Annotated in this window: 9 protein-coding genes and 1 pseudogene; 6 read left to right on the forward strand and 4 right to left on the reverse strand. The window is 74.7% G+C overall.

Annotation, left to right across the window (positions count from 1 at the left end):
• The first annotated feature begins 86 nt into the window (after positions 1-86).
• Positions 87-1,460, forward strand: a complete 1,374-nt coding sequence (locus IE241_RS21720; RefSeq protein WP_373300730.1) for a nitrate/nitrite transporter — start codon at positions 87-89, stop codon at positions 1,458-1,460.
• Positions 1,461-1,847: pseudogene (locus IE241_RS34280) on the forward strand (sirohydrochlorin chelatase); the annotation flags it as partial.
• A gap of 359 nt (positions 1,848-2,206) precedes the next feature.
• Here the strand turns inward: IE241_RS34280 and IE241_RS34285 are convergent.
• Both IE241_RS34285 and IE241_RS21730 read right to left on the reverse strand, forming a co-directional pair.
• On the reverse strand, positions 2,207-2,689 hold the full coding sequence (locus IE241_RS34285; protein WP_229899602.1) for a pyridoxamine 5'-phosphate oxidase family protein: 483 nt from the start codon (positions 2,687-2,689) through the stop codon (positions 2,207-2,209).
• A gap of 56 nt (positions 2,690-2,745) precedes the next feature.
• Positions 2,746-4,038 carry a globin domain-containing protein gene (locus IE241_RS21730; protein WP_229899604.1) on the reverse strand — a complete coding sequence of 431 codons (1,293 nt, stop codon included), beginning with the start codon at positions 4,036-4,038 and terminating at the stop codon, positions 2,746-2,748.
• A gap of 252 nt (positions 4,039-4,290) precedes the next feature.
• On the opposite strand from IE241_RS21730, the gene IE241_RS21735 reads away from it, so the two are divergent.
• Positions 4,291-4,989: a response regulator transcription factor gene (locus tag IE241_RS21735; RefSeq protein WP_229899606.1), complete on the forward strand. Its 699-nt coding sequence runs from the start codon at positions 4,291-4,293 to the stop codon at positions 4,987-4,989.
• 43 nt (positions 4,990-5,032) lie between these two features.
• Here IE241_RS21735 and IE241_RS21740 read toward each other — a convergent pair whose 3' ends face one another.
• Positions 5,033-6,490, reverse strand: a complete 1,458-nt coding sequence (locus IE241_RS21740; RefSeq protein ID WP_190023522.1) for a sensor histidine kinase — start codon at positions 6,488-6,490, stop codon at positions 5,033-5,035.
• A gap of 378 nt (positions 6,491-6,868) precedes the next feature.
• Positions 6,869-8,914 (reverse strand): TerD family protein, encoded by a 2,046-nt coding sequence (locus IE241_RS21745; RefSeq protein WP_190023523.1) that lies wholly within the window; start codon positions 8,912-8,914, stop codon positions 6,869-6,871.
• A gap of 254 nt (positions 8,915-9,168) precedes the next feature.
• Here IE241_RS21745 and IE241_RS21750 point away from each other — a divergent pair, with 254 nt between their 5' ends.
• The 3 genes from IE241_RS21750 (at position 9,169) to IE241_RS21760 (ending at position 12,541) form a co-directional block, all read left to right on the forward strand.
• Complete coding sequence (locus IE241_RS21750) at positions 9,169-10,383, forward strand: FAD-dependent monooxygenase (protein WP_190023454.1); 1,215 nt, start codon at positions 9,169-9,171, stop codon at positions 10,381-10,383.
• A gap of 76 nt (positions 10,384-10,459) precedes the next feature.
• A complete protein-coding gene (locus IE241_RS21755) occupies positions 10,460-10,690 on the forward strand; it encodes a hypothetical protein (RefSeq protein WP_190023455.1) in 231 nt (76 codons plus the stop codon).
• A gap of 27 nt (positions 10,691-10,717) precedes the next feature.
• Complete coding sequence (locus IE241_RS21760; protein ID WP_190023456.1) at positions 10,718-12,541, forward strand: aKG-HExxH-type peptide beta-hydroxylase; 1,824 nt, start codon at positions 10,718-10,720, stop codon at positions 12,539-12,541.
• Positions 12,542-12,562: the final 21 nt, after the last annotated feature.

Here is a 12,562-nt window from a genome sequence, read left to right on the forward strand (position 1 = left end):
GGCGGGGGGACGCCCCCCGGGCGGCGGCCCCGGCGGCTCCGGCGGCCTCGGCGGCCTCGGCGGTCCCGGTGTTCCCGGCGGCTCCGGTGGTCCCGGCCACCGCGGAGGGCCCCGCTCCGCCACCGCCCCGGGCCGGCCGCCACGACATCGCCGACTGGCGCCCCGAGGACCCCGTCTTCTGGAAGGAGACGGGCGCCCGCGTCGCCCGCCGCAACCTGCTCTTCTCCGTGCTCTCCGAGCACATCGGCTTCTCCGTGTGGAGCCTGTGGTCCGTCCTGGTCCTCTTCCTCGGGCCCGAGTACGGCATCGACCCCGCCGGGAAGTTCCTGCTCACCGCCCTGCCGACCGCCCTCGGCGCCGTGCTGCGGCTCCCGTACACCGTCGCCGTGGCCCGCTTCGGCGGCCGCAACTGGACGGTGATCAGCGCCCTGCTGCTGCTCGTCCCGACCGTGCTGGCCGGCGTCGTCCTCGAACCCGGCGTCTCCTACGGGACCCTGCTCGCCGTAGCCTGCGTCGCCGGTGTCGGCGGCGGCAACTTCGCCTCCTCCATGGCCAACATCAACGCCTTCTACCCGCAGCGCCTCAAGGGCCGGGCCCTCGGGATGAACGCGGGCGGCGGCAACCTCGGCGTCCCCGCCGTCCAGCTGCTCGGCCTGCTGGTCCTCGCCACCGCGGGCAGCGGCCACCCGCGCCTGCTGCCCCTGCTCTACATCCCGCTGATCGCCCTCGCCGCCCTCGGCGCCGCGCTGCGCATGGACAACCTCACCGCGCTGCGCAACGACAGGCGCGCCCTGCGCGAGATCTGCCGCGAGCCGCACACATGGGTGATGTCCGTGCTGTACATCGGCACGTTCGGCTCCTTCATCGGCTTCGGCTTCGCCTTCGGACAGGTGCTGCAGGTGCAGTTCCACGACGACTTCGGGACCCCGGTCGCGGCCGCGGGCCTGACGTTCCTCGGCCCGCTGCTGGGCTCGCTGGTACGCCCGTACGGCGGGCTGCTCGCCGACCGCTGGGGCGGGGCGCGGGTGACGCTGTGGAACTACGGGGCGATGGCCGCGGGCGCCGTGACCGTCCTGGCCGCGTCGCGGCAGGGTTCCCTCCCGCTGTTCGTCTCCGGGTTCGTGGCGCTGTTCGTCTTCAGCGGCATCGGCAACGGCTCGACGTACAAGATGATCCCGGCGATCTTCCGCGCGCAGGCGCGGACCGCGGTGACGGGCGGCGCGGACCCGGCCGAGGCGGAAGGGACGTCCCGGCGCCGCGCCTCGGCGCTGATCGGGGTCGCCGGGGCGGTGGGGGCCTTCGGCGGCGTCCTCGTCAACCTCGCCTTCCGCCAGTCCTTCCTGGGCTCGCACAACGGCGACGCGGCGTACCTGGCCTTCCTGGCCACGTACGCCCTGTGCGCGGCGCTGACGTGGGCGGTCTACCTCCGGCCGGGCCGGAACCGGCTGGAGGGGGTGTAGATGACGGCCTCGCTCCGACGGCTTGCGGAAGCCGGGCTGTTTGCGGACGCCCGGCTGTTTGCGGAAGCCCCCGCCCTCGTCGCCGTCGCCCACGGCACCCGCAGCGCGGCCGGGGTCGCCGTGACCGAGGCGCTCGTGCGGCGCGTGCGCGCGCTGCGGCCCGGGCTCGACGTCCGGGTCGGCCACCTCGGCCTGGCGTCGCCGTCGCCGGCGGAGGTCCTGGCGGGGCTCGACGGCGCGGCCGTGCTCGTACCGCTGCTCCTCGGCACCGGTTACCACCTGCGCTCCGACATCCCCGCCGCGGTCACCGCCGCGCCGTGGCTGCGCTGCCGCACCGCCCCTGCACTCGGCCCGCACCCGCTGCTCGCCGAGGCCCTCGCCGGGCGGCTGGCCGAGGCGGGACGGCCGGAGCGCTCCCCGGCGCCGGTCGTGCTCGCCGCCGCGGGCTCCTCCGACCCCGCCGCCCTGGCGGACACCGCCCGCATGGCCCGGCTGCTCGCCCTCAGGCTGGGGGTGCGCGTCGTGCCGTCGTCCGCGGCCGGGGGCGGTACGAGACCCGTGGACGCCGTGGCCGTCCTACGGGCCGAGGGGCACGATGACGTGGACGTCGCCACCTATCTGACGGCGCCCGGGCACTTCAGCGAGGCGGTACGCAGGGGAGCGGGGGCCCGGCTCGTGTCGGACCCGCTCGGCCCGCACGAGGCCGTCGCGCGGCTGGTCGTCCGCCGCTACGAGAAAGCCGTCCGTCAGGGAGCCGTCGCAGGCGGGGCACCGCGCCCGGCCGTCAGCCGGACGCCCGTGACGAGCGACGGGCGGATCCGTACCGCGCAGTCCATCCGCGCGTCCCACCACGGCTCCAGCAGGGCCTCGTAGCGGGCGAGTTCGTCCGGGTCGGTCACGAGCGTGCAGTAGCCGGTGACCACGACGCTCCAGCCGAGGTGGGTGACGGGGTCGATGGCGTCGGCTTCGTAAGCGACCACCACGCCGTGGCTTCGGGCATCCGGCTGCCCAGGTCGCTCCGGCGGCACCGCGAGCCCGGCGAGGGCCGCGCCCTCGTGGGTGCGGATGACGACGTGCCCGCCGTCCACGATGTGGTTGACCGGCCGGATCGCGGGCAGGGCGCGGCGGGTGAAGACGACCCGGCCCAGGGAGACGCTGCCCAGGAGCAGCAGGGACTCGGCGCGGCTGAGTTCGACCCGGTGACGGGCAGGTGCGGTGGCGTCGCTCACCCCTCCAGTACAGGCGAGCCGATCACCGCGTACCAGGGGCCGTTCGGCCCCCGGCCCTAGGCCCGGTCCGGCAGCGGATCGTGCCGGATGCGGGCCGCCGGGAGCGCCGGGGACGGGCCCGCCGTGAGCCGGGCCACGAGCGGGCCGGCCATGGACGGCGGCCCGCTGACGTAGGCGAGGTGCCGCGACCAGCCCCCGTGCCCCGCGACGACCTCGGCCAGCGCGTGGTGCTCACCGGGTCCGGGCCCCTCGCCGACCACCTGGGTGACCTGCAGCCACGGGTAGCGGCGGCGCAGTTCGTCCGGCGCCTCGGTGTCGTAGAGCGCGGAGGGGTGACGGACCCCGAGGAAGAGGTGCGCGCGGCGGTGCGCGGCGGCGCGGTGTGCGGCCCGCCGGGACGCCAGCTCCTGCAGCAGCGCCTTCGCCGCGGCCCATCCGGTGCCGCTCGCGACGAGCAGCAAGTCGTGGGCGAGGTCGTCGTCGAGCGTCATCGTCCCGCTCGCCGGGCCGAGCCGCAGGGTGTCGCCGACGCGGGTACCGGCCACGAGGGCCTCGCTGACCCCGCCGCGGCCGGTCAGCCGCACGTGGAACTCCAGCTCGCCGTCCGGCCGCGGCGCGCAGGCCAGTGAGTACTGCCGCCACGCCTGCGGCAGCAGCGGCGAGGCCACCGACGCGTACTGCCCGGCCCGGTACGGGTACGGCTCGTGCGTCCGTACGCGCAGGACGGCCAGGTCTGCGCGGCGCAGGTCGTGCCCGGTGACCGTGGCCTGCCAGGCGGGCGGCTCGGCGAGGGCGGCCTCCGCGCCCTCGACCATGGCCGCCACCGCGAACCGCAGCATCCGCACCCACGCCCGCTCCATGGTCTCGTTCCAGCGCGGGCCCGCCGTGCGGCGCAGCGCCTCGCACAGCGCGGCCTCGAACGCCCGGTAGTGCGCGCGCCGTACGCCCAGCTTGCGGTGGTCGCGGCCGAGGCGGGTGAAGACGGACGCGACCTCGTCCGGGTCGTGCAGGTTCTCGATCAGGTACCGGAAGATCCCTTCGAGGTGCGTGCGCTGGAACTCCATCGACTCCGGGAAGAGGCGCCGCAGGTAGGGCCAGTGCGCGAACATCGCGTCGTAGAGATGGGCGATCAAGTCGCCGAAGGGCGTGACGAGTTCGAGGTGATCGGTGATCACGCGCTGGTCGGCGGCGCCGGAAGCGCCGTCGTAGGGGCGCTGCGGCGGCGCCCCGGTCTCTGCGCCGGCCCCCTCCGCCGCCTGCCGTGCGCCCGGGGACAGCAGCCGGCGGCGCAGCCGCATCGCATCGTGGCGGGCGAGCAGGGAGTGGTAGGAGTCGTTGACGGTGTTCACGGGTCGATGCAACTCCTCGCGCAGGCTGGGACGCGCCAGTATGGCAACGGGCCTGCGGGACCACCCGGCCCTGGTCCGCAGGGCCGTTCGGCCCTATCCGGCCGGTGGTGCGACGGTGTGAGCTGGTGCTGTGGGGTCCGCGCGAGCGGGCTCCGGCGGGGGCGCCGCCACCCGGTGCGCTGCGCCCCTGCCGGGCCCGGACGCGGTGCCCCCGACCGGCCCGGACATACTGCCCCGGACATACTGCGTCGTATGGAACGGACCGACACGAACATGGACTTGCGCGTCTTCATCCTCGACGACCACGAGGTGGTCCGGCGCGGCGTCCGCGACCTCCTCGAAGCGGAGCCGGACATCGAGGTCGTGGGGGAGGCCGCCACGGGCCGCGAGGCCCTCTCGCGCGTGCCGGCGGCCCGGCCGCACGTGGCCGTCCTCGACGTGCGCCTCGGCGAGCGGGGCGAGGAGGGCGGCGACCACGGCGGCATCGAGGTCTGCCGCGAACTGCGCGCCCGCATGCCGGAGCTGGCCTGCCTGATGCTCACGTCCTTCGACGACGACGAGGCCCTCTTCGACGCCATCATGGCGGGCGCCGCCGGCTACGTCCTCAAGCAGATCAACGGCTCGGAGCTGGTGACCGCGGTGCGGACGGTGGCCACGGGGAAGTCGACGCTCGACCCGCGCACGGCGTCCCGGGTGATGGCCCGCCTGCGCGCACCGAGCGAGCCGGAGGTGCCGGAGAGGTCGGAGATGTCGGAGCTCGACCGCCTCTCGCCGCGCGAACGGGAGATCCTCGACCTCATCGGCGAGGGCCTGACGAACCGCCAGATCGCCGACCGGCTGTTCCTCGCGGAGAAGACGGTCAAGAACAGGATCTCGTCGATCCTGGCGAAGCTGGGGGTGGGCAGGAGGGTGCAGGCGGCGGTGATCGCGGGAAAGGCACGCAACCTCTGACCCTGAGCCATCCGGAATGCCCCGTCTGCCGTCCCCCGTCCGCTCAATCCGGCAGCGGCACCGTCCACACGATCCGCGTCCCCCCGCCCTCGGGTGTCTCCACGCTCAGGCTTCCGCCGTGCAACTCCGCCCGGGACCTCATGTTGGCGAGCCCGCCGCGCCGTGGCGCGGAGCCGACTCCGACGCCGTCGTCCGTGACGGTCAGCGTGGCCCGTGATCCGTCCACCGCGAGGACGACGTCCACCCGGCGGGCGGCGGCGTGGCGGGCGGCGTTGCTGAGGGCCTCAACGGCCACCGCGAGGACCTGCTCGGCGAGTTCGCCGGGAACATCGGTGTCGGCGCGGCCCTCGATGCGCAGGGCGGGCGCGAAGCCCAGCATCCGCGCGGCCGCCTGCACCGCCTCGGCCATGTCGCGCCGCAGGCTCGGCCCGCTGCCGCGGCCGTCCCCGGCCGTCCGCAGGCCGAAGATGGTCGAGCGGATGATCTGGATCGTGGTGTCCAGGTCGTCGACCGCCCGGCCCACGCGCTCGGCGGCCTCGGGCCGCTCGATCAGCCGGGTCGCGCTCTGCAGGGTCATGCCGGTGGCGAAGAGCCGCTGGATGGCGAGGTCGTGCAGGTCGCGGGCGATGCGGTCGCGGTCGTGGAGGACGGCCAGCTCCTCCGACTCGGCGCGCCGCTGGGCGAGTTCGAGGGCGATGGCGGCCTGGTCGGCGAAGCCGGAGATCAGCTTCACCTCGGTGTCGTCGAACGGGGGCCGCCCGGCGCGCCGGTGCAGCCGCAGCGCGCCGCACGCGCCGGGGCCGGAGGGCAGGGGCACGACGACGGCGGGCCCGTCACCGGGCCCGGCGCCGGTGCCTTCGCCGTCGACCGCCGCGGGCACGACGACGGCGCCGTCCGCGCCCGCGACCTCCTTCGCCCGCGCGGCGATCAGCTTCAGCGCCTCGTCGGCGTCGGTACCCGACAGCAGGCTCCGGGTGATCTCCCCCAGCGCCTGCAGCCAGCGCTCCCGGCGGCGGCTCTCGTGGTACATGCGGGCGTTGTCGATGGCCACGCCCGCGGCGATGGAGAGCGTGGTCAGGACGGCCTCGTCGTCGGCGTCGAAGGCGGCGCCGCCCCGCTTCTCGGTGAGGTAGAGGTTGCCGAAGACCTCCTCGCGCACGCGCACGGGCACGCCCAGGAAGGTGCGCATGGGCGGGTGGTGCTCGGGGAAGCCGTAGCTGCGCGGGTGCCGGGTGAGGTCGGTGAGCCGGAGCGGGGCGGGGTTGTGGATGAGCTCGCCGAGGATGCCGCGGCCGCAAGGCGTACGGCCGATGCGCGCGGCCAGCTCCTCGGACATGCCGACGGGCAGGAACTCCGACAGCGTCCGCTCGTCACCGACGATCCCGAGGGCCCCGTACTCCGCATCGGTGAGCGTGACCGCGGCCTCGACGATCCCGTGCAGGACCTGGGGCAGCTCCAGCCCGTGGCCGAGACTCATGACGGCGTCGAGGAGCCCGCGCATCCGATCGGCCGACGGTAACCGCCCGGCTGTCTGACCACCGGCCTGATCGCCGGCCTGATCGCCGGTCTGACCACCGGCCTGATCGCCGGCCTGATCGCCGGCCTGACCACCGGCCTGATCGCCGGTCTGACCACTGGTCTGATCTGCGGCCTGATCTGCGGTTTCCGTCATGACTGCTCCCCGGGCCAGGTACCTGGCCAGCAGCGTACGACAGGGCCGCCCGGCCCCCGGAAAGGGGCCCGTACGGCCCTGCCGCCCCACCCTGCCCACCGGCCACCCTGAACCACGGCGCCGGGAGGAGCCGCGTCCCCCTCCCCCGTTGTCCGGAACTCCTCCCGGCGCCGAGCTCCTGTAACGCCTCGCCGCTCCCCGCCCGCCTCAGGCGAGGTGGGTGACGACACCCGCGTGGAAGCGGTCCACCGCATCGTCGACGCTGCGGATGAACCCGGACTCGGCGTTGCCGCGCGTACTGCCCATGCCCTTGAACAGGGACAGCCGGAAGCCGGTGATCCGGGCGCCGTCCTGAGGCAGGATCCCCGCAGGCTCGGGACGGAGGCGCTCCAGGGTGCCGCGCGGTCCCCGCCGGCCCGCCACCAGGGCCTCGACGTGCACATCCGCCGGCGCGTCGGAGAGACGCCGGACCAGGCGCTTGGCCCAGTTGAGCGGGTAGCCGTGGTCCGGGACGGGGATCTCGACGGATGTCCGCAGCTTGCCGGTGCGCAGGTCGGCAATGATGGTGAGGATGCCCGGGGCGCCGTCGATGCGGAGCTCGGCGGTCAGGCGCCCTTCCTCGCACAGCCGGTCGGCGAGCGCGGCGCGCCGCGAGTGGGGGTCGGTGCCGCGTTTCGCGCGCTGGACGGGCAACACCTTCTGTCCGAGCGCTCCACCGAGCCGCAGGCACACCTGGCGGATCAGCCGCTCCCAGCTCTCGACGACCTCGACGGCGCGCCGGTCTCCCTGGACGAGGGTTTCCGTGTCGATGCCGTTGCGCACGGGCACCCAGGCCGGACCCATGTTCTGGAAGCCGTGGCAGCCGGAGTTCTCGTGCTGCAGGTAGTGCAGCAGTTCGTGCAGGAGCCAGGCGTGGGTGGCTTCCCCGACGCCCTCGTGGCGGATCAGCATGTGGGCCTGGTGAGCGACTTCGGCCCAGGAGAGGTGCCAAAGGGCGACCTTGTGCTTGCGCCGGCCGTCCACCTTGACGTCGACCAGCGGGCTGCCTTCCAGTGCCACGTCGTTGGACAGCGTGACGACCGCCTCGTAGCCGCGCCGGGCCGCGATGTCCATGTAGTCCTGTACCTGCGCGGACTTGAGCGGATTGCCGTTGGTCTTCGTCTCGATCAGCGCCGTCCACAGCCTTCCGGCCCGCTCGACCCGGACCACACCGTCCGGGCGTCTGGGGGCGTCGCCGAACGGCAGGGAGACCTCGACGAAGGTCTGCATACGGCCGGCCGGCGCCCCGAAGGCGGCGGTGAGACGCCGCCCGAACTCCGGCACCTGCGCCATCACCGCCAGCAGTACCGACGTGGCCCGCATCTCGCGTTCGCGGTCGCTCCTGAGTGGGGGGACGGGGAACAGCCGCGCCTCCCGCCAGAAATCGTTCTCAGCGAGGGACCTCCTGGGCACGTCGGGCAGGGTGACCTTCTTCTTGGCGGTGCGGGGGCCGCCGTGGCGCCTCGGCGGCGGACCGGGCGGCGCGGCGAGCGCTCGACCGTGGTCGGCGGGCGCGCGGCCGAGGTCTCGCGCCGGTGCGCTCGGCTCCTGCAGCGGCGGTGCCGGTGCCGGCGGGTCACCGGCGGACGTTGCCTCAAGGGGCGGGGTCGCCCTCTCGGATGCGGGCGCGTGACCGGATGCGGACTCGGCCGCCGACGCGTGCTCGTCGCCCTCGTCGCCTTCGTCGACCTCGATGCCGAAGTCCGTGGCCAGCCCGGCCAGTCCGGACCGGTAGCCCTGCCCCACGGCGCGGAACTTCCATTCCTCGCCGCGCCGGTAGAGCTCGCCGAAGATGAACGCGCGCTCGGTGCCGGCTCCATCGGCGGAAAACCCGAGCAAGGTCTCGCCGGTCCGGTCGGCCAGCGTCACCCGCAGATCGTCCAGATCGCCGAAGCATGCGCCCCCGTACCGGCTGGCGGCCACGACGATGCGCTCGACGTCCGGCGGGGCGGCGGTCAGGTCGAGGCTGATGCGGTCCTCGCTGCCGTCGGCGGTGGGCGTCTTTCCTAAGAGCTGCACGCTCCCGTCTGCTGCCGCAGGGTTGTTGTAGAAGAAGAAGTCGGCGTCGTCGCGCACCTTCCCGCCGGCACCCAGCAGCAGGACGGACACATCTGCATCCCCGTCGCCACTGGCGCTGCTCCAGCTCAGACTCACGATCACGGAGCCGGCGTCCTCGCTCAGCGCCGCCAGCCCGATATTGCCGCCCTTCACCATTTCGCGCATGGATCCCCCGTGTGGTGATGTGTGATGCAGCACACACGTGTGCACACGAAGTGAACCCTAGCCCTCGGGACGGGGAGCCCGGGGCGTGATCCAACGACTGGGTGGCTCCGGGGACTGCCCGGGTGAGTACGCCCAGGCGGGTGAGCCGGTCGGGTGAGCCGGGCCGGGGGACGCGTACGGGTGGCCGGGGTGGGCACACGTCGGGTTCGGGGGTGGCTTACGGCGCGTGAGGGAGGCTGCGAGCGATGAAGGCCTTGATCTGCGGCGGCGGGATCGCGGGGCTCGCCCTCGCACGGTGCCTGGGTGGCCACGGCTGGGAGGTGGTCGTCCTGGAGAAGGCCGACGGCCTCCGCACCCACGGCTACATGATCGATTTCTTCGGTCCGGGCTACACGGCCGCCGAGGAGATGGGCCTGCTGCCCCGGCTGCAGGAGCTCGGCTACGCCGTGGACGCCCTGCGCTACGTGGACGAGGACGGACGTACGCGCGCCGGGCTGTCCTACGAGCGGTTCGCCAAGGCCGCCGGAGGTCGGCTGATCAGCATCATGCGGCCGGACCTCGAACTCGCGCTGTACGAGAGCCTGCCCGGCAAGGTCGACGTACGGTTCGGGACCGGTCTCACCGCGGTCACCCACCACCCGGACGGCGCCACCGCCACGCTGACCGACGGCACGGACGTCGCAGCGGACGTCGTCGTCGGGGCGGACGGAGTCCACTCGGCCGTCCGCGGGCTCGCCTTCGGCGACGGTGAGGGCGACCGCGGCGCGCAGCAGCACGGGCGAGGCGAGCCGTACGTGCGCCGGCTCGGCTTCCACACCGCCGCGTTCGTCTTCGAGGACCCGGGGATCCACGCCATCGGCCGGAAGAACTTCGTCCTCACCGACACCACCGACCGGCAGATGGGCTTCTACAGCCTGCGCGACGGCCGCGTGGCGGCGTTCGCCGTCCACCGCTCCGCCGACCCCGCCCTGCCGGACGACCCGCGCGAGGCGCTGCGCCGGGAGTACGGCGGGCTCGGCTGGGTCGTCCCGCGGGCGCTGCGCGCGTGCCCGCCCGGCCACGAGGTGTACTACGACCTGGTCGCCCAGGTCGAGGTGCCCTGCTGGAGCCGGGGGAGGGTGACCCTCGTCGGCGACGCCTGCTACGCGGTGTCGCTGCTCGCCGGCCAGGGCGCCTCGCTCGGCATGGCGGGCGCCTACCTGCTCGCCGAGCAGCTGGCCGAGGCGCCGTCGGTCGGGACGGCGCTGCGGCGGTACGAGGAGAGGTGGCGGCCGGTGGTCGCGGAGAAGCAGCGGGCGGCCCGGCGGGGCGTGCGCTGGTTCCTCCCCGGCTCGCAGCGCGAACTGCGGTTGCGGAGGCTGGCCCTGCGCGCCGCGGCCCTGCTGCCGGGAGCCGACCGGTACGTGGCGACGGCGCTGGCGGGCAGGACGAAGGGGGTCCTCAGACGCGCCCTGAGGTAGCGCACCGCCAACCAGTGCTCCGTTCAGGGAAGTTCGGGGGTTCCCCGGCGCGGGAGCTTCGGCCACCATGGGGGGTATGGCGTACACGGCGGGAAGTACCGGGACGGGAACCACCGGGAGCCTGCGGTCGGATCTCGTCGATCTGTCGGGCGTATCCCTGGACGAGCTGCGTGAGGTGAGCGGCCTTCCGGAGGCGTTCGCCGCGCTGCGGGGCAGGCTGGCCGACGGCTCCGCCCCGCTGTGCCAGAGCGAGATGACCCCGCCGTGCGGGGGCGCGGCCCGGGCGCAGAGCGGTTCGCGGCCCTGAGAGTTGGTCAGGGCTGAGCCGTACCGGTTGCCGCTGCGGACTCTGGCCGCCGTCGCCACGGGCGAGGTGGACGAGGCCGACCTGGCGCTCCTGGCTTCGGCGCAGCGCAGCCGCCTGCTCCTGGCACTCGCGGCCGCCCAGGACCGCGCCGGGACGCCCGAAGCGGCCGGAACGGCAGGCCATTCACCCGCGAGCGCGCCCGTCACGCGCCCCGCCGCGTCCTGGGCGCAGCTGGCGGCCGTGCAGCGCTCGTGCCCGGCGGCCGTGGAGGCGGTCCTCCACGACCCCGTCGTGGCGGCCTGGGCGTTCCGCCTCCTGCGACGGCTGGCCCACGGCGCGGTCGCCACCCCGGCGGACGCCCCGCTCTGGGCGGGGCCGCCCCTCCTCGGCTCGCTCGCGGCAGCGGCGGCGATCAGGGCCGGTGCCCGTTGCTCCCTGCGTGTCCCCGCCTACAGGGGCCGCCTCTGGCTGCCGTCGCTGGGCGTGACCGGGGCGGTGGCCCGGGGGGAGTGGACGGTGGCCGGGGTGGAATGCGGCCCCGGCGGCACGGTGGTCTACGGCGACAGCGGCTCGGTCCGCCTGCCGGACGACCTGTCGCACCCGGCGGAGGGCTGGTCGCCGCTGCCCCGCATCGGCACCGGAACGACCGGGGAGGAAAGCGCCGGAATCGTTCTGGACCACCTCTCCCCGTACCGCGACTTCCGCTTCCTGAGCGACCCGGCGGACCACCCGCCTCCGGTGCTCCGCGCCTGGGACACCCTGCTCGGCGAGGCCCTGGAGCAGATGCGCCGCGGTCACCCCGCCGCGTACCGCATGGTCGCGGGCACGATCCGCTCGCTGGTCCCGGTCGGCACCCCCGGCCCCCTGCGTCCCATCAGCGTGTCGGTGCCGGACGCGTACGGGGTGGTGATGATGTCGCTGCCGGACGACGTCTCGACGATGTCGGCGACTCTGATCCACGAGGCACGTCACCAACTCCTCACCGCCGTAGGGGACCTGAGTCCTCTGTTCGTCCCGGTGCGCGAGGGCCCCGAGCGGTTGTACTTCGCCCCTTGGCGCGAGGACCCCCGCCCCCTCCGCGGCCTCCTCTACGGTGCCCACGCCTTCGCCGGCGTCACGTCCTTCTGGCGCGACCGCCGCCACCTGGAGGGCGAACGCGCCGAATTCGAATTCGCCCTGCACCGCTGGCAGGTCCGCACGGCCCTCGCGGCCCTCCGCAACGCCACGGGCCTGACGGAGGCGGCGGGGCGGGTGGTGGCGGGGCTGGCGGAGGAGGCGGGGGGATGGCGGGCCCTCCCGGCGTACGGTGCACCGCGCCGGCTCGCGGAGCTCTGCTGCAATGACCTGCGGGCCGCCTGGCGCGCGGCGCATCTGACCGTGGCGGAAAGGGACGCGGACGGCCTGGCCCGGTGCTGGTCGAGCGGCGGCCCGCCCCCGGCCCTCCTGCCCGCGGTGCATGCCGTCGTGGCCGGGGCCGGGGCTGTGGCAGGGGCGGGGGCGCGGGGCGTCGTCGTCAGGACATGGCTGGCCCGGCTGTGGCTGGGCGCCCGGGAGGACTTCGACCGCGTGCGGTCGGAACTGGAGGCGGGGACCGCCGGCTTGTGGGAGACGGCGGGGGCCACCGCCGCCGATGCGGCCCTGGTGGCCGGGGACACCCGCGAGGCCCTTGAGCGCTTCCGCCGGGCGGCTCCGGGCCCGGCGGCGTGGATCGGCATCGGCCTGGCCGGCGGCCCGCAGGCCGCGCCGCTGGTCGAGCGCCCGGAACTCGTCCTGGCGCTCCACGCCGCCGTGGTGCGCAGCGGCGCGAAGCCCCCAGGCCCCGAGGAACTGGCCCGGTGGCTCCGCTCGTGACCCGCGCGCCGGAACGCCGTC

It is taken from the genome of Streptomyces hiroshimensis, from assembly GCF_014650335.1.
In the GTDB taxonomy this organism is placed as follows: domain Bacteria; phylum Actinomycetota; class Actinomycetes; order Streptomycetales; family Streptomycetaceae; genus Streptomyces; species Streptomyces hiroshimensis.